At 64.8% G+C, this 23,433-nt stretch carries 21 protein-coding genes and 3 pseudogenes; 2 read left to right on the top strand and 22 right to left on the bottom strand.

Translation table 11 applies throughout. From position 1 onward, the window contains the following. Nucleotides 1-111 precede the first annotated feature (111 nt). Together ABZS40_RS31250 and ABZS40_RS31245 are read right to left on the bottom strand one after the other, a co-directional pair. Entirely contained in the window at nucleotides 112-945 is an 834-nt protein-coding gene (locus ABZS40_RS31250) for a class I SAM-dependent methyltransferase (RefSeq protein WP_354947518.1), read from the bottom strand. 206 nt (nucleotides 946-1,151) lie between these two features. Continuing rightward, nucleotides 1,152-1,616 (bottom strand): DUF296 domain-containing protein, encoded by a 465-nt coding sequence (locus ABZS40_RS31245; RefSeq protein WP_354947516.1) that lies wholly within the window; start codon nucleotides 1,614-1,616, stop codon nucleotides 1,152-1,154. Nucleotides 1,617-1,820: 204 nt separating this feature from the next. Here ABZS40_RS31245 and ABZS40_RS31240 point away from each other — a divergent pair, with 204 nt between their 5' ends. Further along, complete coding sequence (locus ABZS40_RS31240) at nucleotides 1,821-2,552, top strand: hypothetical protein (protein WP_354947514.1); 732 nt, start codon at nucleotides 1,821-1,823, stop codon at nucleotides 2,550-2,552. A gap of 347 nt (nucleotides 2,553-2,899) precedes the next feature. After that, nucleotides 2,900-3,838, top strand: a pseudogene (gene tyrS, locus ABZS40_RS31235) (tyrosine--tRNA ligase); the annotation flags it as partial. A 449-nt stretch (nucleotides 3,839-4,287) separates the two neighbouring features. On the opposite strand, the gene ABZS40_RS31230 reads toward tyrS, so the two are convergent. The 20 genes and pseudogenes from ABZS40_RS31230 to ABZS40_RS31135 all read right to left on the bottom strand — a co-directional run. Then, on the bottom strand, nucleotides 4,288-4,737 hold the full coding sequence (locus ABZS40_RS31230; protein WP_354947512.1) for a SitI3 family protein: 450 nt from the start codon (nucleotides 4,735-4,737) through the stop codon (nucleotides 4,288-4,290). A 13-nt stretch (nucleotides 4,738-4,750) separates the two neighbouring features. After that, nucleotides 4,751-5,137: a hypothetical protein gene (locus tag ABZS40_RS31225; protein ID WP_354947510.1), complete on the bottom strand. Its 387-nt coding sequence runs from the start codon at nucleotides 5,135-5,137 to the stop codon at nucleotides 4,751-4,753. A 209-nt stretch (nucleotides 5,138-5,346) separates the two neighbouring features. Next, a pseudogene (locus tag ABZS40_RS31220) lies at nucleotides 5,347-5,875 on the bottom strand (DUF6244 family protein). Between the two features lie 426 nt (nucleotides 5,876-6,301). Further along, on the bottom strand, nucleotides 6,302-7,222 hold the full coding sequence (locus ABZS40_RS31215) for a GNAT family N-acetyltransferase (RefSeq protein WP_354947508.1): 921 nt from the start codon (nucleotides 7,220-7,222) through the stop codon (nucleotides 6,302-6,304). A gap of 60 nt (nucleotides 7,223-7,282) precedes the next feature. Beyond that, entirely contained in the window at nucleotides 7,283-7,858 is a 576-nt protein-coding gene (locus ABZS40_RS31210) for an HAD family phosphatase (RefSeq protein ID WP_354947506.1), read from the bottom strand. 163 nt (nucleotides 7,859-8,021) lie between these two features. Continuing rightward, a complete protein-coding gene (locus ABZS40_RS31205) occupies nucleotides 8,022-8,726 on the bottom strand; it encodes a phosphotransferase (protein WP_354947504.1) in 705 nt (234 codons plus the stop codon). A 53-nt stretch (nucleotides 8,727-8,779) separates the two neighbouring features. Continuing rightward, complete coding sequence (locus tag ABZS40_RS31200) at nucleotides 8,780-9,988, bottom strand: hypothetical protein (RefSeq protein WP_354947502.1); 1,209 nt, start codon at nucleotides 9,986-9,988, stop codon at nucleotides 8,780-8,782. After that, nucleotides 9,975-11,015, bottom strand: a complete 1,041-nt coding sequence (locus ABZS40_RS31195) for a hypothetical protein (RefSeq protein ID WP_354947500.1) — start codon at nucleotides 11,013-11,015, stop codon at nucleotides 9,975-9,977. The genes ABZS40_RS31200 and ABZS40_RS31195 overlap by 14 nt, the downstream gene beginning before the upstream one ends. Before the next feature lie 18 nt (nucleotides 11,016-11,033). Beyond that, a complete protein-coding gene (locus ABZS40_RS31190) occupies nucleotides 11,034-11,681 on the bottom strand; it encodes a class I SAM-dependent methyltransferase (RefSeq protein ID WP_354947498.1) in 648 nt (215 codons plus the stop codon). Next, the gene (locus tag ABZS40_RS31185) at nucleotides 11,678-12,670 is read right to left on the bottom strand and encodes a hypothetical protein (RefSeq protein ID WP_354947496.1); all 993 of its coding nucleotides are present in this window, start codon (nucleotides 12,668-12,670) and stop codon (nucleotides 11,678-11,680) included. The genes ABZS40_RS31190 and ABZS40_RS31185 overlap by 4 nt, the downstream gene beginning before the upstream one ends. Nucleotides 12,671-12,780: 110 nt before the next feature. Beyond that, entirely contained in the window at nucleotides 12,781-13,839 is a 1,059-nt protein-coding gene (locus ABZS40_RS31180; protein ID WP_354947494.1) for a monodechloroaminopyrrolnitrin synthase PrnB family protein, read from the bottom strand. Then, on the bottom strand, nucleotides 13,836-14,339 hold the full coding sequence (locus ABZS40_RS31175; RefSeq protein WP_354947492.1) for an NUDIX hydrolase: 504 nt from the start codon (nucleotides 14,337-14,339) through the stop codon (nucleotides 13,836-13,838). Before ABZS40_RS31175 ends, ABZS40_RS31180 begins: the two co-directional genes overlap by 4 nt. 2 nt (nucleotides 14,340-14,341) lie before the next feature. After that, entirely contained in the window at nucleotides 14,342-15,211 is an 870-nt protein-coding gene (locus ABZS40_RS31170) for an aminoglycoside phosphotransferase family protein (RefSeq protein ID WP_354947490.1), read from the bottom strand. Beyond that, a complete protein-coding gene (locus ABZS40_RS31165; protein WP_354947488.1) occupies nucleotides 15,208-17,562 on the bottom strand; it encodes a pyridoxal-dependent decarboxylase in 2,355 nt (784 codons plus the stop codon). Before ABZS40_RS31165 ends, ABZS40_RS31170 begins: the two co-directional genes overlap by 4 nt. Before the next feature lie 18 nt (nucleotides 17,563-17,580). After that, nucleotides 17,581-18,963 carry a glycosyltransferase family 2 protein gene (locus tag ABZS40_RS31160; protein WP_354947486.1) on the bottom strand — a complete coding sequence of 461 codons (1,383 nt, stop codon included), beginning with the start codon at nucleotides 18,961-18,963 and terminating at the stop codon, nucleotides 17,581-17,583. 462 nt (nucleotides 18,964-19,425) lie between these two features. After that, entirely contained in the window at nucleotides 19,426-20,808 is a 1,383-nt protein-coding gene (locus tag ABZS40_RS31155) for an FAD-dependent oxidoreductase (RefSeq protein WP_354947484.1), read from the bottom strand. 74 nt (nucleotides 20,809-20,882) lie between these two features. Next, nucleotides 20,883-21,347 (bottom strand): GNAT family N-acetyltransferase, encoded by a 465-nt coding sequence (locus ABZS40_RS31150; protein ID WP_354947482.1) that lies wholly within the window; start codon nucleotides 21,345-21,347, stop codon nucleotides 20,883-20,885. Between the two features lie 125 nt (nucleotides 21,348-21,472). Next, nucleotides 21,473-22,255 (bottom strand): LLM class flavin-dependent oxidoreductase, encoded by a 783-nt coding sequence (locus ABZS40_RS31145; protein ID WP_354947481.1) that lies wholly within the window; start codon nucleotides 22,253-22,255, stop codon nucleotides 21,473-21,475. Then, the gene (locus ABZS40_RS31140) at nucleotides 22,252-22,557 is read right to left on the bottom strand and encodes a hypothetical protein (RefSeq protein ID WP_354947520.1); all 306 of its coding nucleotides are present in this window, start codon (nucleotides 22,555-22,557) and stop codon (nucleotides 22,252-22,254) included. The genes ABZS40_RS31145 and ABZS40_RS31140 overlap by 4 nt, the downstream gene beginning before the upstream one ends. A gap of 333 nt (nucleotides 22,558-22,890) precedes the next feature. Continuing rightward, a pseudogene (locus ABZS40_RS31135) lies at nucleotides 22,891-23,283 on the bottom strand (Gfo/Idh/MocA family oxidoreductase); the annotation flags it as partial. Nucleotides 23,284-23,433: the final 150 nt, after the last annotated feature.

The following is a 23,433-nucleotide window of genomic DNA, read 5'->3' as shown; positions in this document are numbered from 1 at the left end:
CCCGGAGTGTGGCGTGGATCAGCGGTGAGACTTGGCATGGCGGACGGTGGACGTTGGATTCGTCCGGGGCGTAGGCGCAACATGCGAACGACACACGCCCAGCAACTCGGGCTACCTTGTCTGGGTCCTGCTGCCGATGATGACCTCGGTGCGGACGAGTTCATCAAACAAGCCTGTGGGGCTGTACTTGATGAGGGCGTCTCGAAGGTCGGCTTCGAAAGCCGCCTTGTCTGGTCCTAGTTGCGCTGGGCTGCTGTAGGAGTAGGAGAATTGCAGCCCAATGACCTCGTCGAGGGTCCGCGTGACGGTGCGATCCCAGGTGTGGATCTCGAGGTGCCGGAACGTTGACTGGGCGAGGACATCTTGGTGGCGTTCTGCGGGGTGCTGGTAAGTACCGCTACCGGCACGCCGGCCGGGACCGAGGTAGCGGGTGCGTACCTCGGCGATGACATCGGTCCAGGGGGCCGGTTCGATGTCACCCGGTGCGCCACCGGAGGCGAGGACGACGGCACCGGCCGGCTCAATGAGCGTCTCGAGGTCGCGCAGGGTCTGGTGCCGGTCGGTCCAGTGAAACGACGCACCCATGACGGTGAGCAAGACTGGGCCGATGTTCATCGCGGGCAGGGTCGTGGAGTCGCCGAGGAGCCAACTGACGTTGTCCGTGCGCTGCGCTTCGGCGAGTGCACGGCCCTCTTCCAGCATGCCGGCTTCCGGGTCGACGGCAATGACCTCACCGACAAGCGTCGCGAGCGGCAACGCGATCGTGCCCGTGCCGGTACCCAGGTCCAAGACGCGCTGAGTGCCGTCGAGGCTGAAGCGCAGGCGAAGATGCTCGTACATGGCGGGGTCGTAGCCGGGCCGATATCTGGCGTAGTACGGGGCAGTCGAGATGAACAGTTGGTTGGGCTGCGTCGGCATGGGCACGTTCTCCTTGTCGGTCCGCATGCTGGGTGGTCGTTGAACGCGTAGCCGCGCACTTGTTCAAATCCTGGCATCAGGCGTTCGCTTATCTGGGCACCAGCAGCTGCTGGTCGACGGATCCTTTCCCCATCCGCACGGGACGCGAGGACATCGAGCAGGCCCGTGCTGATGCCGCTGCCCGAACGTGACTGGCACCGGGGGTCTCCGAGCGGGTATCCGCAGGCGATGAGTCAGCTGCCGCCGAATCGTAGGAGTGGCACGTCGTACAACGTCGTGTCCGGGACGCGGCGCATGACCGGTGCAGCGACCTCAATGATCAGCATCTCAGTGAGGAACTGGACGGTGGCACCGAGTAGGTGGCTGGTGTGCCCGGTGGCGCTATGTTCCTTGAGGCCGACGCTGGCGTGGATGTGTGGCCGGATCTGGTCCTCGGTCTCGTCGTATGCGATGGTGCCGCCGCCGAGCGCCTCGACGTTGGATAGGTGTACGCGATCCCAAACTGGTGCCTGGGGGTTGTCGAGGCGTTGACGGGTGCCGACGATCTCGACCGAGCTGAAGCCGGCGATGAAGACGGGGATATAGCCGTGACGAACTCCGTTGGTCCGGCAGGCGTCCGCAAGGGCGGAGAAGAAGTCCTCGCCGTGGTCGAAGGTGACGCCGATCATTCGTCCCGGCGTGAGGTCGTGGCTGCGCATGCGGCATCTCCGGCTGCTGACTCGGGGGTCGTTGATGTGTGAGCATCGATGGGATGACAGACGGTGCGGGTAGTCGTGTCGGGAGGTTCGGTGGGCGATCGCAAGCGCAGTAGCCGACGGCAGCGGCGAGAACCGCTCCGGCGGATTATCCCGGCCACCCGCGTGCTGGCGAGTCCGCGGCTCAGCCCGGACGATAGAGCCCTGATGCAGGTGTACGAGATCAGCCCGATGTTCGGACGGCTCGTGGAGGCGCCGGTGGAGTTGGTGCCGCTGCTCGCGGTCCTTGCCGTTCTGCACCAGGCGCAGAGCGGTAAGCCCGTTGGTACTTGTGTTCCGACGAGTCATCAGGTCAGCGGCGCGCTGCGCCATCTCGGCTTCGAGGCGGAGCCGGTCGCTGCTTGCGCCACGCTGTACCGGATGACCGACACATTTGCCGAGGTGTCCGAAGTCGGGGTGTGGAAACGACCGCCGGTCGTCCAGGCTGATGGCACCACGAACGGGCACATGGTCGTGTGGACGCCGTCGTTCGCCCAGCTTGTCGATGCGACCCTGGTGCAGGATCCGCTTCTGCTGGCGGCGGCTCAAGTTGATCCGCTCTACTCGACGCCGGTGTTCGTCGACGTTTCCTCCGATTGGGACGAGTTCCTCGCCACTCGGCCGATCGCCTGGCTCGACGATCGCCTCTACGCGTCCTGGGCCTTGACACCGGAGTGGACGACGGCCATGGACCCCGTCCTAGAGGGGGAGACTGGCGCTGTCGTAGAACGCGGCGCACTCGGCCTGGCCACCGATGCGCTCGGCCTCATCGAAGCCGTCGGAGCGGAGCGGGATCTGAGCGCCCTGCCGGTCCGGTGGCCACGGCTCGGGGCGCTGCTTCAAGGTCAGGAACATCTGGCGGAGTTGCCATCCGAACCACTGTCGCGCCCGAATGTCTGAGGCGGGGAACGGGCCGGCCGGCCTCCATCTGGATCTCGCGGTGGTTCCACAGACCGCCGGGGGCTGTGGGGGCCGAGCGGGAAAGCTCCCTCGGTAGCGCCGTAACCCTGAAGTCGCGGAACCGGCGTAGCGCAACTCCAAGCGTCTGAGTCCGCGTGCGTCCACGCGAGGTGGGTGTCGTTGCTTGCGGATCAGGTCGTAGCCGTCATGGGTTGAGAGCGCGCAGAGATGGATGTCGGCGCGGCGGGAAGTGCTCCCTCCGCGTTTGGGCGAACTCTCTGCGTATTCGAATCGGGTGGGGTCGCAGGTAGGATCGGATCACCCTGTTGATCGGAGAGTCCAGCGTCGTGAGCCTTATCGACGACCTACAGTGGCGCAGTCTGATTCGGGACGCCACCAACCTCGACAGTCTGTGTAAGCACCTCGATGAAGGCCCGGTCACCTTCTACGTCGGCTTCGACCCGACTGCACCCAGCCTGCACGTTGGCCACCTGGTACAGCTGAACACGGCTCGGCGGCTGCAGAAGGCCGGGCATCGGCCGCTCTTGCTGGTTGGTGGCGCGACAGGGCAGATCGGAGACCCGAAGGAGGCCGGCGAGCGGACGCTAAACCCACCCGAGGTGGTCGCCGAGTGGGTGGCGAAGATCCGTGCTCAGGTCGCTCCGTTCGTTACCTATGAGGGCGACAATGCCGCCGAGGTGGTCAGTAACCTGGACTGGACTGACCCAATGCCGGCGTTGGACTTCCTGCGCGAGGTCGGCAAGCACTTTCCTGTCAACAAAATGATGGCCCGCGAGGTCGTCAAGGCTCGCCTTGATTCAGGCATCAGTTTCACCGAGTTCAGCTACCAGCTCCTGCAGTCAAACGACTACTTCGAACTCAACACGCGTTACGGCTGCTCGCTCCAGTTCGGCGGCTCCGACCAGTGGGGAAACATCTCAGCGGGTGTCGACTCCATCCGCCGCCGAGGGGCGGGGCAGGTGCACGCATTCACAACCCCGCTGGTCACGAAGGCTGATGGCACGAAGTTCGGCAAGACCGAGGGTGGAGCGGTTTGGCTCGACCCGGCGATGACGAGTCCTTACGACTTCTACCAGTTCTGGGTCAACGCCGACGAACGTGACGTTGAAACGTACCTCAAGTACTACAGCTTCCGCTCCAGGGACGAGATCGAGGAGCTGGCCGCGTCGACGGTGCAGCGGCCTGCGGAGCGGCGAGCGCAACGAGCGCTTGCCGCCGAGCTAACGACGCTCGTACACGGCGAGGCCGAATACCAGAAGGTAGTCGGCGAAGGGGCCTGACGGATGATCGCAGGAGACAACGCATCCACACGCTTCAAGGCTCTACGGCAGACATGGAACATAGTTCAGCATTCATGTCGTACTCCCTGTTCATGAATTGCCGCAGGTTGAAGGATCGCGCGGTCGCAGTCCAGTCGATAATCTCCGGAATTGCAGTTCGAACATCCAGCATCCAGCATCCAGCATCCAGCATCCAGAAACGGTGTTCACCGCTATAGACTGCGGCTGAATCTCAAGGCCCCAGAGGAGCGTCGCGTCGATCTCGAACGCCGGACATGCCCTCCGGATCGGCTCGGGTACCTCGTCAATGGGGACAACAACCTTTCCGCCGCCAACGTCGATCCGCAGGGGTCTCTACGCGCTGTCAGCCCTCGGCCCCACTCGCGCCGAAGACTGGGGATCGACCTCGTCAGGCCCCTAGACCGCTGCTGGTCTCAGAGGTGAAGAATCCTGTCGTAGTCCTCGTCGTACCACCCGTCGGTGTTGTGCTTCTCGACGGTTCCCGCGACGCGTGTCAGCATCAGCACGTCGCCGTTGAGGGTCAGAGCCGCGTTCTCGGTCCTGCCGGTCAGGATCCTGGCCACGGTCGCAAGCATGTGGGGCTTTCCCTTGTCGACCAGGGTGTCCTTGCGCATGTAGAAGCTGACGTCAACGTAGGCTTCCGGCTCCCACTGCCACAGGGAACCCCCGTCATTCTCGGCGCAGTAGTAGCCGTGCCTGCCGCCTGTGATGTCCACGACGTACCCGCGCTCGTCATTCAGATCGGCGCTGAGCATCCTGCCGCCGGACGCCGTGGACGTCTCGACAGCTCCGGGAGCAGCCAACTCCGCCACCTGCTCCAGCGGGATGTCGCCCGCCAGCGTCAGCCGGTACTCGACAGCCATCTGCACCTCTTCATCAGTCTCGCCGGATGATCTCAATGATCGCACTGTCGCGCGTTATCGCCGCCAGTTCCTTGAGCCCTGCTATCGGCCAGTCGTGGAACTGCTTGTGCAGGGCGGTGAGGTCTCCTCGCCAGTCGTGGAGGTTCAACATCACGCGCTGGGTCTGCTCCGCGTCGACCTTCTTGGACACCGCGCTCCAGACGGCGCGGGCCGGCACAGGAGCAGTGGGCGCATAGCAGTCGAACACATGCCCCTCGATGAGGAAATCGGGCGCCTTCTCCGACCTCCCAGAATCCCCGGTCTCGCGTCGAGCGTCCGCGATCTCCTGCCCCGTGGGGTTCTGGTGAACCCGGTACCCCTTGCCGGTGACCCTGTCGGCACACTCGTTTTCCAACTCCAAGGCACGCCGCTCCCTTGGCTTCTCGTTCGCTGAGATCCTGGTTCGACGTCCGGTGGGCGATCCGCCGCCGACGCCGGTGGGACGCCTGGTCCACGGGGTTGCTACGTCAGTGTTCGTGGAGACGGTGCCCCCCAGGGTGGGGGTCGTCGGGGGTGGGCCGCCGGTGGTAGCAGGGACAGGGCTGGCCGGTGGATGACCGCCAGCCCTCGTCAGTTTCCCGAAGCCCCCAACTGCCGCGCCTCCGCGATCGCCGCTTCGACGGCCTGCCGCGTGCCCACGGTGCGCTCAACGACCAGCACCAGAACCTGCTTGATGCCGTCCAGGGCCTGCAACAGTGGCCCGGGTTGCCCCGCCCTGCAGGACCCTGGTGGCGAGTTGTTGCGCCTCACCGACACCGGTGATGGCTCCGGCCGCCGCGTCGCGAGCGGCGTCCACGGCGCTCTGCACAGGCGCCAGCCCAGCGATCGTCTCCTGAGGGGTGGCCTCGTTCGGCACCGCCGCGGTGGCCTTCGTCGCCTCACCGATCGACCCCGCAAGACTTCCCAGGGCGCCCTGGATGCCCGTGATCGCGCTGCGCACCCGCGCCACACCCGCCGCCACGGCGACGAAGCCCGCGCCCGCGGCCCGCAACGCCACCTCCTGCGCCTGACTGTCGGCGGCGGCTGCCAACCCCCGCGCGCGTTCGACCCCGGTCATCAACGCGCGGAGTTCACTGGTGATCTTCTCGACGTGCGACACGTAGCCGGCATCCCCAATCGATGAAAGTGAAAGTGCTGGCAGCTGAACTTACCGGGCTCCTTGCGGGGCCACCAGACAGCGGCGAGGCGGTCAGCACCGCAGACAGCCACCGCGATGCGAGCAGTCCTTCCCTCCCGCCCCACGTAGCAGAGAACCTTGTCCACCACGACCTTCGTCACCGTGTGATCTCCCGTTTCGGCAATAGGCAGGACGAGATGGCAGCCCTGCGGAACACTTATCCCTGGCCGCGCGGCTCGCAGCAATTAGCATCGGGCTGGGACTCGTAGACAAGTTACTGAAATCATATGGATGCACCCAGCCCAAAGGCCACGAGTTTGTTATTGATCAGTTTCTGCCCATCTCACCGGTGGTACACGGCAGGCAATGATCGACCGTAGGCTCCTCCGCCGCGCGGGCCATTTCCCATCAGCGGACGATGATGAGGTTGGCCATGTCTACCACTGGCCGGTAGCCGAGAGCGGTGTAGATTTTGTTCGAGGTCGAGTTTGCTTGGTCGGTGAACAGGCACACCCGGGCACCATCGGCCTGGAGCCGCCGGGAGACTTCGGCAACCGCGTTGCTGGCCCATCCACGGCCGCGCTGGTCTGGCGGCGTGTACACCGGGCCGATCCGCGCGACGCCGAACGATGGTGGGTTGGCGCCTGTGAGGTGCACCCGCTCTCCCGTCTCGTCGACCCAGAACCACAGCTGCCCGGTCCGCAGTCGGCGCAGCATCTCCGCACGGTCGGGTACTTGATGCGCGCTAGCGCGTCGGCGGCCCGCCTGTTCGTCGGCGTCGCCCATGAACGCGCCGAACCACTTCATGACCAGATCGACGTCGTCCTCGGCGGCGAGCTCGAGGCTGCCGGATACGGGCGCCGGACATGCCCACTCGCCGAGCTCGTGCAGCCGCGTGTGCTGGTTGACCTGAACTCTGCCCCCGCCGAGCCGGGTCAGCTCTGCGGCGCACAGCTCAACGGCGGGAAGGGCTCCGTTGACTGCAGTCACCTCCTCCCCGCGCTCGTGTAACGCGTAGGCCAGGGCCACTGCCGCCTCGTCGGGCATCGGCAGCAGGAATGGCGGGTAGGGTGCGAACGGCGCCGCTCGCATACCGGCACCGACAATCGTGCCGGAGGCGTCTCTAACCACCAACCACCAGTTGCGGTCGGGCTGCGCGATCCCATCGGCCTGCTGCGCCAACAGCCGGTGCGCGACGGTGGTCACCACCGTGCTGACTACCGGGTCGGCGGCCAGATAATCGCCAGCTACGGCAAGGAATTCGCCTGGAGCCGTGCAGAACTGCAGACGTAGCAGGCGGCCAGCCAATCTGCGTCGTCCGATAACCACCAGCGTATGCTCCAGGAAGTCGGCGTCGGGAGGGCTAATTTTGTTGTCAAGACGGAACAGCTACCGGGTCGCCGATCCTGCGCTGCGGCGGCGAAAACAGTGGACGTCCACAACCTGCATGCCGGCTGCGTGGGCCGCTTGAATGCCTTCAGGCGAGTCCTCGTAAACGAGACAGGTCGAAGGTGCAGCGCCCAGTCGGTGCGCGGCGAGCTGAAATAATTCTGGATCGGGCTTCCCGCGCTGGGCATCCTCTCCGGTTATCACATACTCGAACAGACGCCGCAGGCCAGTGGCTTCGAGGCCGGCGTCGACGACCCTACGAGCGCCTCCCGAGACGAGAGCCAACGGAACTTCTCCATGGAAGTCCATCGCGAGTTCGACGACCGGGACGTAGACTTCCAGGCCGGAAGTCCTCTCGACAATCCGATCGATACATTCGGCAACGATGATTTCGACTGGTGCAACGATACCGGCGACTTCAGCAAGCTCTGAAATCAACTCGCCACCGGAAGTGCCTATTCGAGAGGCATAGAACTCTTCCCGGAGATCGAGTCCCCATCGCTCACAGGCTTGAGACAGCGCGCGAAAGTTGATGGGGTGACTGTTGACGAGAGTTCCGTCCCAGTCGAAGAGCACCGCTCGGTAACGGTTGAAGTCGACCGGCGGACAACCGTGATGGCAAGGTTCCTGCGGCGAGCAAGAAGCTTTGACTGAAGGGTCACCTCCGGCTGATCCCAACATAACTTCTCCAAACTACGTGTAGTTGGCCGAATCCACAAATCCCCGCGGCGAACCTAAATTACGTATGGTCATCAGCGCATGCTCTCAACTCCCTTAGGTAACGTCGAGCAGCCGCCATATCTGGTGGAGCGGCGGTAATCGACGACATGAGACGACCGAGCAAGTGAACGCGACGGTAAATAGTCAGCGCTTGCTCGTTGAACGCAACCCCTTGATCATCAAGAAGATCGACCAATCGGGCTGGACGGATTCCAAGCGCACAGCCGACCCTGGCGTAGTCGAGGTCCGGATCGCCGTAGATGGCCAGTTCCCAGTCGAGCCCCGCGATGCCGGCAGAACTTTCGAGGAAGTTTCCCGGCTCTGGGTCATTGTGCAACAAAGAAGGCATGGGTGGTTCGGGTAGCCGTAAATGGGCAAGGGCGTCAGCGGTGTTTGCGACCTCGTTAAGCCCTCGGCTGACGAATGCTTCTCGATAGGAGACCAGGCGTTGACGAACATAGCCGTTCCATCGTGGCATCAGCGGCGCACAGAGCCGGCCAAAGCCAGGCCCGCCGAGCTCATGGACAGATCGCAGATAAGCAATTATTCGCCTTCCCGCCTCCTGAGTTCCGCCCGTCGTCGATCCGCGCATCCGACTCATTACAAGAAACTTCCGACTGCCGATACGACCGGAGCCTCGCTCGGACGGCGCCAATATGCGAGCGTCGTCGAGGCGCCGCAGAGCATTCTTTTCGTTCTCGGCTCGCCATGCTTCGCGGTACATCTTGATTACGACACCCGGTAGGATTAGGAGCCGATTCTTTGCAGGAATCTGTTTCATGTGCGCGACAGCGCGTCCAGTCGATCCTTGATGGCTGCCGTCACGTTCCGATACGGAGTATCAGTACCGAAGCGGAGATCCATGGCGGGTCGGCGCGCAAGCGCGTCGAGCACAGCGGCAGAATTGGCGGTCTGCTCGACGGTCTTTCTGTGGCGGATACTCAACCAGTCGCACACGTAGATATCGTCGCCCGGTGACATGCACTGGGCCGCCAAGAACCTCCGAGCTCGGCCGTCTGGAGTCGAACACGAGTCGATCTTGTGGTTGCCGTAAATGACCTCTGGGAAGACGATGAGCTCCACTGTCGCACTGGATAACAGCGGCGTGCCCGTGCGCTCACGCCACTCCTCGGGCAAGATGTGTAGCTTGTTGCTCCCCTGGAAGCTCTGCCAGTCCGAGCCAGATGCTGGCTTGGGACGGGCAAGGTTCCACCGGCTGGCGTGGCTCAAACCGAGGGCGCTCAGCGTTCCGCCGTTGAGTCGAATGGGTCCGGGCATCGCGATGGCTCGCGGAGCGGCGTCCGGAGATATCGCGATCATGGTCCGGTCGTTGGAGAGGTAAGCTCCGTCGTCGGCAGCGGCGACTGCGAGGGCGAGGCTGGACTTGCCGGCGCCGGAGTTGCCTACGAACAGGATGCCGCGGCCGTCGATGGTGGCAGCTGAGGCGTGCAGGCAGACCCAGCCGTTGTTCTCGGCCCGCCGGTAGCCGATCTCGCGGAGGTGCCGGGCGGCATTCATCGCCGCGTCCGTATCGTCGACCGTGATCACCGTGTAGCCGTCGGCGTGGCGAGCTACCACCTGTGGGGCTATCGCCGCACTGGTGTCGGTGACCAGCACTGGGCCGGCAGCAGTTCGATGCCACCTGGCCGGAGCCTGGGCATGCATCTTGACATGCCGTGGGACGCCTGCGGCGCGTAGACGGACGCGTTCGGCGAGCGCGTTGACGCGGTTGGTGGGAAGGGCGATGGTTCGCATCGTCGCAGTGGACGAGATGGCTTCGTCATGCGCGTTCCACAAGGAGCTGCCCGGGGTGAACAGGCTCCTCGTGTACCTCGCTGTCGTGCTGGACGACGCACGGAGGTGAATGGCCAACCCGCTGAGCTCTACAGCGACGTCTTCCCTGCACCAAGCATCGAGCGCGGCGGGCGCGTCGCGGCCCGCCAGGACGGCGTCGAGCATGGGCATCACTTCATCAATCGCAGTCATCGTTCCGCCCGTTGTTGAGAAAGTGCTCGATCTTGCTCTGACCAAATCGGACATGGGGAATACCGTGGGCCGAGAGTGCATCAGCGACAGCGTCCGCTGTCGATTCCACGGCCCGGCGAACCGGCGGAGAGCCGGTGGTTGCGGGCGCCGCAGTGAGGCACGCTCCGTACTCGATCTCGACCTGCTGAAGCGTTCCCAGGTATGGGGCGAGGGTGCTCGTGTCTACCGTGATGGTTGACCAGTGGCCGTCCTGGTCCGTTGGTGAAGGAACGTCCCAGGTGCTGCGTAGCAACTGGCCAACCTTGTCGAGAGGCCTGCGACCGAGCGCCTCGCTGACGAGGGCCAGAGCGTGTTCTTGGTCGGTCGCAGGACGGATGCTCTTGTGGAGTTGACCATCAAGGAGAAACTTTGCCTTCGCCCACCAACTGCCGTCGGGGCGCGGCGTCAGTGCGGCGTACTCGCGCAGGCAGGAGCCGGCCGGCCGGTAGATCTCCGATCGCAGGATTCGCCGGTAGATGATGCTGTCGGACACGGGCGTGCCGATGGTCGACAGGTGGTCCAACAGGATGCGGGCGACAGCGAGCGGGTTGATCTTCGCACTGAGGGTTATCTTGGTTTCTACTTCTGGACCTTGCGAGGGCCGTCTCCCGGGCCTCGGCACGGGGAAGTTCACTTCGGCCCGCTCGCCGACGAGGGCATGAGCCCATCCGGTGACGTCGGTGGTCACGCGGGTTGGCATCCGGGTGTGGTGGAAAGCGACCAACACTGCAGCGGCGGGACGCCGCTGCGTGGTGGCGTAGAAGGTGGCCTGCGCCGTCGCTGCATCGATGTGGCAGGCCCACAACGGGACCCTGAGGGCAGATGCGTCGGGCGGGAGTTCCTGACCGTCGTCGAGCCGGCGCCACACCTGTTGGCGCAGTCTGCGATCGTCGACGACGAGCAGAGGCCCGCCGGGAGGGTCTGGCATGCGGGTGAAGGCGATGTCCTGGTCGTTGAAACTGTCTGTGATGGCGGCGACGAGGAGCACGGTGTTCCCTTCGACGGGCTATACCCGGGTGAGGATGGCGCGCCACACGCTGCGTTGGCCCGGATCGCCCGGACTGAGGTACTGCGTGACGTCGCCGCACACTGACAGACCCGCTCCGACGAGAAGGCTCTCCAGGTCGTCGGGCGTCAGCAGGTTCATGTACTGGCCGTTCGGTAGGACGTAGACGTCGTCGCCGAGTGAGTCGAGACATGGGTCGAGGTACCCGGCAGTGAATGTGTTCAGCGACAGAAAGCCTCCGACGGCGAGGACTCGGTGCAGCTCACGCAACGCGGCCCCGAGGTCGTCACGGTCATGGAGGTTGTGTAGGACACCGTGGCAGACGACCAGCGAGGCCAGTTGATCGGCGACAGGCACATTGGTGACATTCGCACGGGCGAATGCGACACACGGCCCGGCATGGTGGTCGCGGGCCTCATCCAGCATGCCGGGATGCAGATCGATGGCCAGGACACGGAAGCCTGCAGCCACCAGACTAGGCAGGTTCCGGCCCGTGCCACAGCCCGCGTCGAGCGCAACGGCGCCATCAGGTGCGGGGTTGGAGAGAAGGTTGGTCAGGTAAACAGGCGCCGAAAGTGCAGCGAAGACTGAGACGGTGTTCTGATCGTTCCAGTAGTTGCCGGTAGGGGCCGGTCGTACGACCGTCACGATTCTGACCCGTTGTGGAGGCTGTAGCCGCTGTTGGCCGGCCTGCAGCGCAGGGTCTTCAATCCCGCGTCCGAGAACGCCTGCTCGCACAAGCCCGGAGTGCGGGTAACGGCGCAGAAGGTGGGGCCGACCGAGGAGAGGGTAAGGACGTCAGCAAGCTGGTCACTGAAGATGTGTTCGAGTTTCGGGGCGGTGATGAGGAGATCTGGATGGGAGAACGCGCAGTTGGCGATGCTTCCCATCCGAAAGCGGTAGTCGAAGAGTAGGTGCCCGAGCGGGCGCAGGTCACCGTCGATGAGGGCGGGCCAGGCGTCGTGCAGGAGGCGGTAGGCGATCTCAGGTGCGTGTGTGCGGCCGGTCGTGATAAATGCATCGAAATGACGTGCCTCGGCTGCGAGGCTTGCTCGTGCGTCCCAGATCACGGGTTCGTGGGGCATTGCCAGAACAATATGCATGCCGTCGGGCAAGGGAGCCTGTAGCAGTGGCACCTGAGCGCCGGCGATGACTTGGACGGCGCCGGGTATGAGCCCGGCGGCGGCGGATCCGCCCAGACATTGCACGGGCAGAAGGTGGTGGAGGTCTTCGTCGATCTCCTCGCCGTGGTTGCGGGCGAGGAACCTTACGAGCCGGTGAGCCGGGACCGGACGGCCATAGATCTCGTTGACTGCCGCGGCCACGGCGGCTATTTGGCCGCTGCTGGAACCGAGCCCGATGTGGGCGGGGAGATCCGGGGCAGTGACCCGGACACGTAGGCGCTCGTGGACCCCGAGCACTGTACGGATCAGTAACGCCGCATGTCGGGCCAGGACGGGATGGGCGCAGTCAGGTGTCGTCTGGACGGCGGGACCGTCGTCGACGATGCTGACCTCGACGTGGCGTGGCAGGTCACACGCCACCAGCAGTTCACCTGCCAGGTAGGTGCCGTCCCCGTTCGGCACGATCTTGCTGGAGTCCAGCGCCATGGCATTGACCCGGCTCGGATAGGCCACGCGGACGTACCTCGTGACGGGCTGTGGTGGAGTCGTCGGGCTGGCAGGCAGCGCGGACCGCACTGCGCCGAGGGGAAACGTTGGGAAGTCGGTATCGATCGAGCGGGTGCTCACGCGGTGCTCCCAGAGTCGAGGAGGATACGGGCGCCATTGGTTACGGCCACGAGGTGATCGAGGGCGCCAGTCGTGTAGCCGCCGCTGCCGAATGCACCTTCATCGCGTATTGCCATGTTGGCCTGAGCGAGTTGACGGTGTGGCAGGCGGAACCGCAGCAGATCGTCGATGAGCAGGCCGGTGGCGGCGCGCAGGTGCGGGTATCGGTGAGCGAGTCGGGCCAGACCCCTTTCGCCGCGGGCTTGGTCGATGAGTGCGCGGTGGTGTGGCGGCAGGTAGATGACGTTGTCGTCGACGTATTGCTCGAACCAGCCAGCAAGCTCGCCGGTGACCGCCTGGTTGAGCAGTACGACATCGATCACGAGCAGGGGCATCTGGGCGCCGCCAGGGGCGTAGTAGGTTTGCCCGGCGATGATGAGCGCTGGGAAGTAGGGGCGCAGTCGGCCGGTGAAGTACTGCGGTGTCAGGTGACGTTTGACGGTCACCAGATGAGCGGCAAAGGTCCGCAGGTGGTGGTGCACGATCGCGGCGGCGGCGTTGGCTTCGTGCTGGTTGGCGGCCTCTGGCAGGTGGCGGCAGTGCTCGATTGCCGCGTCGAGGCCGCGGCTGGCTGCGGAGACCTCGTTGATGAAGAGGTGCTCGCCGGGCGTGTCGGTGAAGGAACGCCGTCTGGGTCCGCGGGGGTTGCGGGTGCTGTATGAGTAGACGGTCTCACGTGGTACCTCGTCGGCGATGCTGCCCAGGTGGAGCATCGCCGCTTCGACCACAGGTGGTGCGAGGCTTCGGCCGGTATGGCGGGCGAGCGAGGCGGTGAGCATGCCCAGATCACGCAATGCTGCCCGAGCGGGGGCGGCGTCGCGGATTCGGGCGGCACCCTGGCTGAGGTGTACGGCTCGGGTGTGCAGCCATGCGGTGTCGGCCGCGATGTTGGCTTGGGGCAGTGACCGCATTACGGCGTCGGCGCCGAGCGGGTCGAGCGTTGTTATGCTCGCGTCGAGACCATGGGTGACCGTCATGATTCTCCCAGTTGTCCAGGTGTGCCCCGAGCTGGTCAATCAGCTGGTTGGTCGTCGCGGTAGCTCCACACCCGGTTGGTGCTGGCGCCATCGAGGTAGGCGAGCACGGGTTCGATCTCGGGTCGTGCGGCCGCGGAGGCCCCCAGGACCTTCTTGGCTTCGTCGAGCGGTAGCAGTACAGCGCCGATGACCTTGCCGTCCGGGTCATGCACGGCGATGTTGCCGTCCCAGTCGGTGCAGTCGAAGGTCAGCACGACTGTGGACGGGTACCGCTCGGTCGTGGTGTTGACGAGGTAGGCCAGCGGGCCGACCGTGGCCAGGCGCACACCGGTCTCCTCTTGTACCTCGCGAATGAGGGCCTCGGTCAGCAGTTCGCCGCGTTCGACGCCGCCGCCGGGGATAGACCAGATCTCCTGGCCGTCGCGCTGCTCTTGCACGAGCACGATGTGGTCGTCGCGGCGGAGTAGGGCGGCGACGACCTGCACGCCGGGGCCGGCGACCGGTGCGGGCGCTGGGATGGTGGGTTTCGTGGCGGGCATGTTCACTCCAGTTCGTTTCGCAGGGCCGCGACACATCCGGGGATCTGGGTGCTGTCACGGTTTTGCCAATACAGGACGTATGACAGGTGGATAACCAGGCGGTAGAAGGCGAGGCGGTGCTCGAATGTCGGGTCAGCTGGCTGGCCTCGCTGGCGCCAGTAGGCATCCAGCAGGAGCCGGCGCTCCTCGCCCGTGGGCAAACACCATCGATCGATCTTGACGAAGTCGCTGACGTCTTCGGCGATGGTGGCGTGATCGAAGTCGAGCAAGGCGATTCGACCGCCAGGTCGGATAAGAATGTTATCTGGGTGGATGTCCTGGTGGGTGTTCACCGTCGGGTGGTCACCGAGCATGTCGGCCAGAACGGTGCCGCGGCGGCGGGCAACCTCTTCAAGGTCGGCGGGAATTAACTGATCTCGTCCGAGGCGATGAAGCAGGTCGGACAGGTGACGTACGCGGGAGGCGGGTGTCGCGGGGACGGCGATGGTTGACCCGTTGTGCAGCAGCGCGATCTGCTCTGCCAGGGCCGGCCATAGGTTCGCAGTGATGGCGTCGGTGCGGCCGGCTTCGGTGAACGTGCGGCCGGGGAGCCACTCTTGGAGCAGGAATGGCCCGAGGTTCGGGTCCCTGCCGAGCCGCAGGACCTGCGGCACTTTGACACCGCTTGCCGAGGCGCCAATCATGGCCTCGGCCGTCTTCTGCAGGTGAGCCTCGCCCTCCCGGTTGTTGAACTTGAGGAGATAGGAGCGATCGTGGCCTGTCAGATGCCAGCAGGTGTTGAAGCGGCCTTGGGGAAGACGTCGGACACTGATGACTTCTGCGTCCGAGGCGAGCCGGCGGGCGGCGGTGCGGTCGAGCATCGGCGTCGTCATCGGCCTGCTCCGGTGATGGCGAGATCGGTGGGCAGCCCGTCTCGGATGAACACTTCGTAGACGCTCTCGGCGAATTCGACGACTTGTTCGACGCAGAGTTGAGATGGATCGCGGACGTCAAGGCGAGGCAGAGCGTGGTGCAGGCATCGTCCGAGGTTCCAGGGTGCGGCGAGTTCGGTGGCCTCGGTGCTGGGCTCGGTCAGTGGGGTGAGTGCCAGGTGTAGGGCAGTCGCCGTGAGCCTGCCCCCAACGGTGCATAGTCCGACGTTCGCGGAACGGGCGGCAAGTACCGTGCCCACGCTGGTCGGTGCGAGGAGTTCGGGCAGGTAGGCGGCACCCTCCCAGGTTCGACCGATCTCGATGTCGACCTCCGTGTCGAAAAACCGGTTCGGAAAGCGCCGCAACTGCTCACGGCGTAGGTGTGGGCGTCGGGGCAGGAGGACGTCAGCGTTGTACCGAGCGGTACGAACCGCGGGCGGTGCGGCGCCGTCGATGAGGCGGACGGTCAACTCTGCGGACGTGTCGATGGAGAAGGAATAGTCGTCACCACCAGGACGTCGAAATCCTGCCGCGTCCTTGCCGATCTTCGCCGTGATCGCGGCGGGAAAAACCTGTAGCTCGTCCGATCCACGCGTGCCCAACGCCTTGTACTCGGCAGAACGGAAGGTGCCATCTGCCTCGAAGTTCAACAGCACGCGAAGCGAGCCCGACAACACGATGGTGGCGTGGATCGCTCCGACCAGCGATAGTTGCTGCTGGTGACGGTCGAGGACCTCCAAAAAGTAGCGGTCGGTCCGCACGCCCAGCAGTTCGTTCGCGAACGGATCCTTGAGGTCGGGGGCATACACCCAGAGCGGGCCGCCTTCACGCGCACGACCCCACAACTCGTCCTGCATCTGCTCGCCGGTAGAGCGGCGTTGGGTGAAGGTGTGGAACGAGTAGCCCGGCGCGGCGGGATCGCGTCGCCCGTCGGGGTGCACGACGAAGTGGCGGAAGCAATCGGTTTGGTTGCGGACTTCTGCCACCACCTCCGACGTGATGCTGCGACTTTCGCCGCTGGCGGCCACTGCCTCGCCGGCGCGCACGACGCCTACAGCCAACCGGACGGCAAACGCGGTGATCTGCTCGTTGGTCAGGGATGGGGACGCATAAAAGTGGTAGAACAAGCGCCGCTCGCCGCCGCCTTGAGGATCCGGGAGAGCGAGCGGAACGAGCCGGTAGCTCGCGCAAAGGTCCGAGGGCAGCTCTCCGCCGAGATGGCTGAAGGCCGCGGAGACGACTGGTGCATGCGGAGCGGTCACCAGCACGGCGTCGGGGTCAGCTGCCGTGATGGCCGCAGCCAGCTTGTCGCGGCGGTCGATGCACTGAGCGGCGATGGCGCGGTAGCCGCTGCGACCCAGGATGTGCAGGGTTGCCCACAGTGCAGCCGCGGTAGCGCCGGGGCGCGAGCCGAGGACGGTCTCGTCCGGGATCCGTGTATGGGGATCGATTCTGGTGACGTGTTCGAGCAGTCCCCTTCGCACGAGCAGAACCCCGCACGAGTACGGCATGAGGCCGGCCTTGTGTGGGTCGACGGCCATGGCATGCACTCCGGGGTTACGGAAGTCGAAAGGAAGGTCGGGAGCGGTGAAGGGAAAGACGAAGCCGCCGTGGGCAGCGTCCACGTGAAGGAAGCACCGGACCGCTCCCGGCTTCTGGAGAGCAAGGTCACGGAGTTCGGCGGCGATCTCGTCGACAGGATCTGAGAAGCCGCTGTTGTAGTAACCGGCGGTGGCCACCACGACGATGCCCGTCACACCAGCGCCGATCGCATCGGCTGCAGCCTGCCGGACCTGCTGGCGGGTCATCGTCCAGGACGCGCCTGCCGCAAGCCGCACCAGATCCAGATCGAGAACCTCCGCAGCCTTCGCGACGGACGCGTGGCAGAGGTCTGAAGTGATTACACGGACGCGGTGCCCCGCGGTCCGGAGGAGATTGCGGGCGATTCGCAGCGCGGCGAGGGTGGCCTCGCTCGCGCCGCTGGTGAGATGCCCATCGGTGGCCCCCGCCCGGTAGAGACCAGCGAGGATGGCCAGGGATTCCTTCTCCAATCGTCTAGTGCCGGCCTTGCCTTCCCCGAAGCGGGTATGCACACCCACGTTGTTCGTGTTGACCGCACACCAGTCGCTGAGCGTCCGGACAGCTTCCGGGTGTGGTGCAGCCATGGCGAAACCGAGCCTGGTCTGCTCGGCGTCGTCCCACGCCGGTATCTCGCTCTTTGCCTGCGTCAGATGCTCCTCGATGAGGATGCGACTCCAACCGTCCTCGGGAAAGTCGCTGGGCACCGCCCAGCCGACGTCGAGATCACCCATGACTGTGTCTCCTCGAAATCATCGGGCGGTCTCGCCCATGTGATCGGTCTTGGTGAACCGCAGGTCGCGACCGGTAACCGCAGCCCTAATCGCCCGTAGGCCCAGCAGCCATGGCCCAAGCGCGCTTACTGCGGGTTGTACCGCGAAGGTGGCCATCGATCCCAGGCGTGCCGGCTGCTGCCACGTCGCGTCGGCTCTGCCTGGTGATCGGAAGTCGCGGAGTAGCCGACCACGCAGCCGATAAGCCACGATTGGCTCGATGACCGCCGCAGTCAGAGTGGCCGTAGCCAACAGCCTGAACTGCCGACGGGCTGCCAGGTGCGCGGCAGCAGCCGTCACGATCGCTGGTCCCAGGGCCCAGGCGGCACCGTCGGCCAGTGCGCGGGCCGCCAGCAACCGCTGGCCGGCGCGGGAGAGTCGGGTAGGCCTCGCCGCCGCAAAACGGTAGTCACGACGGGTGGCAGCGTTGGCGAAGGCCACGCTGCTGAACGCGCGGGCCATGGCGGCCACGCTCTGGTACGGCTCCACGATGTTGATCGAGGGCAGTACGGCTATTGGCTCACCGGCCATGCTCAGGCGGTGGCCGACCGCAAGATCGTCGTGAGGCTCCTGGAAGAATCCAATCTCTTCGAGCTTGTCGCGGCGCAGGATGAGTCCGGAGCCGACGCCGTACACCATGGGACGAGCGATGGTGGCCAGCATTCGGCGGCTACGTCCCGGCGCGCACCAGCCGGCCACCTTGATCCGCCGGTATTCAATGCCCACGGTGCGCCGGAAGGCAGCGAGGTCCTGCCCCGACATCGCTGCCGAACGCTTCCCTCGAGTGCCGGTATGAAATGCGGGCAGCATCGGCTGCTGCATCATCGCGGGCCGGCCGACTGCGGCCCGCGCGACGTGGGCACGCAGGCGGGCGTCGGGAACCGCGTCGGCGTCGAAAACTGCGATGTACTCCTCGCCGTTCGCTGGAAACAGACGTTCCAACTTCCCGACGGCGTAGTTGAGTTGTGACGCCCTGCGGCCTTGCCCCGGATACGACACGACGTGGAAGACCTCACGGCCCAGCTGTTCGTTGTGCTGGCGAGCCAGGTCACGGCACAGGTGCTCGGTAGTCTGCTGCCCTACTGGTGTCTGGGTGGCCTCGCGCACTGCAGTGACGACCAGCACGCGCAGCTGAGGCCAGTCGGCCGCCAGATGCAGGAAACACGCCAGGGAGCCGGGCATCACCGCCTGCTCACGCAGAGCGGGTATGACCACCGTCAGATCAGGCCCAACATCGATCGGGATGTTCCCGACTCGAGACGCATCAGTCCGAAGCGACCGCGCGGACCAGACCATGGAAGCGGACATGTAGACGCTGCGCACAGCGTACGCGCCGATGAGTATCCGGCTGATCGAGATCACGGCGTCTCCTGTTCGACGAGGCCCAACTCACGGAGGCACCTCTCCGCGTCCTGGAAATAGCGGGGTTGAGCCTGCGGGCGGCGGCTGAGTATCCGGTCGCGGGCGGCCACCGCGGTCCAGCCTCTCGCGCGAAGGATGGCGTACGCGGCAGCTGGGGCGCGGTTGATCCCGCTTGCGCAGTGGCAGTACAGCCGCGCACCGCTCGCCGCCAGGGCCAGTTCAGCGAATGCTATGCATGTGGCGTACCAGGCGGTGCCACGGGACCCGCCATCGTCCTCGGTCGGCGCTGAGTGCCATACCAGGCTGCCGCAGAGAGCGGCAGGCGGTGGTGACCACCGCGTTGTCCGGCAGTCCAGTACGTGCGACACGTTCATCGCAAGTAGTCGTGACACCATGGCTGGGCTGTCCGGTGCAGCACCGACCGCGATCCTCGTGGTCACCATCTGCGCATCCAGCGCCGGATCAACGAACACCGTTGGCGCCCGTCGTCGTACTGACCGAGATGGGATCTAGCCGCTCTGCGGTACCAAGCACAAGGCGTCGGGCGATGTCTTGGCCCATCGTCACGGCGTGGTCCATGTTGCCGATCTCGTAGCGCCAAGTGCCGAAACGTCCGCGGGAGTAGATCGCCCGCTGCTCCAGCCAAGGTTGGATGACTGCTAGGGCGGCGTCCCTTCCAACGGTCGGGACGGGGTAGGCGTACGGGATCAGCTCGACGTGCCCGCTGATCCGCTCGACTGCATCGGGCACCAGGTGGCAGCGACGCAGCGCAGCGTCACACTTCTCAACAAGTGCCGTCTGGTCGAGCTGGCACCCACTCGACAGTGAGACCTCTGTCATCCACGACGAATACCGGCCAGGGTCAGCGTCCGGAACGTTCGCTGGAGCGTAGGCGGCGAAGTTCGTCGCCCGGTAGAACGGAGCGTCGTGCCCCGGGAAGTACAGCCACGACCGTCGGTCGGTCGTCGGCGCCCGGTACCCGAGGCCGACCATGGCGACTGTGGTGTGACGCAGACTGGCTGCCGCCCGCCGCACGTCCTCTGGCACCCCTGCTGTAATCGCGACTAGCCTGTCCAACGCCCCGGTTGCCACCAGTTGCTCGTAGCCGAGCCGCGTCCCGCCGGACGTCACCACGGTTCGCGCGATCGGGTCGATATGTACGACTTTGGTGTCGGTGCGAAGGTCGCCCTGAAGCCGGGCAGCCAGCCGCCGCCAGATGGCGCCCGTGCCACCGGCAGCGGGAAACGCGAACCGGGCGTTCGGACCCCAGGCTTCCGAGGAAATGGGACTACCGTTCAGCGCACGTCGCAGGACCTCGGTGTCTGAGGGCGCGACCCGCTCCGCGATCCAGGACGCGGACATCTCATCCAGGTCAGTGGCCCAGACTTTCTGGTTGTACGGGGCGAAGAATTCCGTGACGAGGCCATGACCATAGGTGGCTGTCAACCATGTGCCGAAGTCCGCGTTTGCCGGGGCATCGCCATGGGCCTGAGCCGCGATCAGGTCGGCCAGGCACCTCGCGGCGCGCGCTGCCGGCAGATGGTGCAGGTGTTGTTGGAACGGATACGGCACCCAGCTCCGGTCGTGCCGGATGAACGACGAGCGTTCGTGATGCAACAACTCCTCTTCCGCAAACAGTTCGGCCATCAGCGTGTCGAAGCTGCGCAGCTTGGAGAACACCACGTGACCGCCTAGGTCCCAGGTAAAGCCGGCCTGGTCCACAACCGAGGAACCCAATCCCCCGACCTCAGGTGCCGCCTCCAGGAGGGTCCATTCGCTATGGCCCAGCCGCTGCAATTCATCGGCGCAGGCCAGGCCGCACGGTCCGCCACCCAAAATCACCACGGGGGTTGCGGAGTTCGCTCGGCCGCATCGATCGCTCACGGCACCGTCACCCACTCTCGAACTCGATCCCCGACTCATGAGTCGGACACCTGCATCTGGTACGTCTGGCGAGTAGCGTCGCGGGAGACTTCGGCGATCGGCCTGAACCCCAGATGCTCGTAGAAGCCCCGAGCGGCGCGCCCGTCATGATTCGGTCCGAATGTCGTCACCTCGATCGTGCAAGGGGGAACGAGCATCGTGCATAGTGCTGATCGAACGAGGAGGCTCCCGACGCCTTTGCCACGATGCTCGTGGTGGACGGCGAGCCAGGTGATTTGATAGGTCGGATGATGGGCCGACAGCAGCAGGCCACCCGCAAGTGTCGCCCCAGGTCCGGATACGCCGTCGCGCACGCATATGGCGGTTCCGCGCGCTATGTTGCGCACGAGTGCGGCTCGGAACGCGAAATCTTCGGCTAATGGACCGAACAGTTCCTCCACCCCTTCAGCAAGGGCCAGCCACGCCGGGATGTCCGACTCGACTGCGATAACGGCCTGCATTCGACCTTCCCCTCGGCAGCGAAATGAAGACGGACCTTCGAGTCCATAGTAGGATCGCTTGGCATAGCATTCAGGTGCGATCAACATTGCGCCGGCCGGGAGTCGATCTTTCGAGCCAACTGTCATCACGCCTGCCCAGCCACTGACTGATGCTCGATAGCCACATCGATCAGGCGAAGGATCTGACTCCGTCGAGCCCACAGGCTGGCTACGTCATAGGGTGCAGGCCAACCAAGAATCAGTTCCTGCGCTCCCCCGACGACATATTCGGCAGCACTCGGCTCGTCGATCGGCCGAAGTAGTACCGAACGGCGCACAGCTCCAGGTGACCGCCCAATGCCCTGACATGCACGATCGAGGCGGGCGTTTAGCAACGTAAACTCAGAGGGCGACCCGATCGCGTTCCAGATATCGCATTTCGCCGCGAGCGGCAGCATAGCGCCGCGACCGCCGACTAAGATAGGTAACTGCTGACCGCCAGTAGCATTCCACCGTGCACGAATGCGGTGGCACGCAGACGTCAATTCGTCCAATCGGTCGGCGGACCGCCGGAACTCCACGCCATACGTCGTGAAGTCCTCCGAGCGCCACCCGGCACCAAGCCCCAGCACGAGTCGTCCGCCGCTGATCTCGTCGACGGTGCGCGCCATGTCGGCAAGCAGCTCGGGCGGCCGTATTCCCGCGCACGTAACCAGGGCACCGATCCGCGAACGCTTGGTCCTGGCTGCAGCAGCTGCAAGAAGCGTCCACGCCTCGAGGCTCGCGACACGAAGGCCCGGCTTTAGCGGTGCTGAGTGGTCCCAAGTCCAGATCGAACTGAAGCCCGACTCGCAAGCCCGTTGCCATGCGAACAGTATCTCCCTGGCACTGCCGTGCTGGGGGTGGATCTGTACACCGATGTTAATCATCGCGAGTCCTTGCCTGTCACTGCGGCGCATCCGATCGCCTGCTCTATGAGCACGTACGTCGGCTCCATGGCTTGCAGGGTGACCGTTTGGGCGAGATTCTCCTGGCTTGGCCTCGTGGTGACGTGCGCGTCGAGAAATGCCTCAACCGACGAGGCATATCCCATACGGTCGAGGACATCGGCGAAGGGAGAGCGACGCGTCTGCACTTGTTGGTACGCCCGATAACCCGCCTCGGAAAACACATCGATTTGGTCAAGATTCCTCAGCTCGGCGACACTGCCGTCGTTGTTCAGGACGGTCACGACGTGACGGAATCCCGGTGCCCGATTGCTGACTGTGATGTTGCATAGGGATCGCTCAGCCGAGAGCGTCCAGAATATGGAGGTCCTGTCACCATCGTCTAAAATTGTCGTGGTTACAGACGAACACTGTCCAATAAGTGCCAGAGCCATGTCTAGGGCATGAACGGCCTGCGCAAGCAGGAGCGTACGCAATCGATCGAGTCCCCAGCTAGGCCCTGCTCCGGTAGTCGCCAGATGCTGGACCTGTATGTGGCACGGACCGCCACCAGCCTTTACGGATTGCCGCAGGGCGTCGAATCCGGGAGTGTGACGGTAGTTCATACCGACACACACCGGTACGCCCGCCCTCGCAGAGTCCGTACTTAGCCGCTTCAGGCTGCCCAGATCGCAGACCGGCGGCTTCTCGACCAGAACCGGCACCCCGCGAGCCAGAGCTGCAGCGATCACACTCTCATGCCCCTGTGGTGTGCACGCCGCGACAATGCAGTCAACGTCGGGCCGCTCGAGCAGTTCAGTCAATGAGACCGTCGGCCGCGCGCCGAGCTCGTTTGCGAGCTGCGACGACTTGGCCGCATCGACGTCGAATACTCCGACTACGTCAGCTCCATACGCTTTCAGGGCGGGTACGAGATGACGGCGCATCTGGACGCCTGCGCCGACAATTCCGACAGATGGTCGAGCGAGACACGTAGAAGTGCCGGCAGGCGGACGCGCCGGCTCGGTCACCACCGTGGCCCCGCAAGCAAGGCGTGACAGGTCGATGAACCGAGCTGCGCTTCAGGCAGGGCGGTGCGGTCGAGGACATAGCCGGTCGGACTAGCTGCTGTGCTCACAGTAACCTCCCACTCGAGTCTGTGTAGGTGACCTACTACTCGA

It is taken from the genome of Micromonospora sp. NPDC005324 (assembly GCF_040607155.1).
In the GTDB taxonomy this organism is placed as follows: Bacteria; Actinomycetota; Actinomycetes; order Mycobacteriales; family Micromonosporaceae; genus Micromonospora; species Micromonospora trifolii.
Note: the sequence above shows the minus strand (reverse complement) of the source record. Positions and strands in the feature narration are given on the sequence as shown.

Coding starts and splice junctions, on each gene's coding strand:
- ABZS40_RS31250 (WP_354947518.1), bottom strand. CDS start 945: ATGCGGACCGACAAGGAGAACGTGCCCATGCCGACGCAGCCCAACCAA.
- ABZS40_RS31240 (WP_354947514.1), top strand. CDS start 1,821: ATGCAGGTGTACGAGATCAGCCCGATGTTCGGACGGCTCGTGGAGGCG.
- ABZS40_RS31200 (WP_354947502.1), bottom strand. CDS start 9,988: ATGACTGCGATTGATGAAGTGATGCCCATGCTCGACGCCGTCCTGGCG.
- ABZS40_RS31175 (WP_354947492.1), bottom strand. CDS start 14,339: ATGCCCGCCACGAAACCCACCATCCCAGCGCCCGCACCGGTCGCCGGC.
- ABZS40_RS31230 (WP_354947512.1), bottom strand. CDS start 4,737: ATGGCTGTCGAGTACCGGCTGACGCTGGCGGGCGACATCCCGCTGGAG.
- ABZS40_RS31165 (WP_354947488.1), bottom strand. CDS start 17,562: ATGGGTGATCTCGACGTCGGCTGGGCGGTGCCCAGCGACTTTCCCGAG.
- ABZS40_RS31205 (WP_354947504.1), bottom strand. CDS start 8,726: ATGTACCGCGAAGCATGGCGAGCCGAGAACGAAAAGAATGCTCTGCGG.
- ABZS40_RS31150 (WP_354947482.1), bottom strand. CDS start 21,347: ATGCAGGCCGTTATCGCAGTCGAGTCGGACATCCCGGCGTGGCTGGCC.
- ABZS40_RS31245 (WP_354947516.1), bottom strand. CDS start 1,616: ATGCGCAGCCACGACCTCACGCCGGGACGAATGATCGGCGTCACCTTC.
- ABZS40_RS31145 (WP_354947481.1), bottom strand. CDS start 22,255: ATGATTAACATCGGTGTACAGATCCACCCCCAGCACGGCAGTGCCAGG.
- ABZS40_RS31170 (WP_354947490.1), bottom strand. CDS start 15,211: ATGACGACGCCGATGCTCGACCGCACCGCCGCCCGCCGGCTCGCCTCG.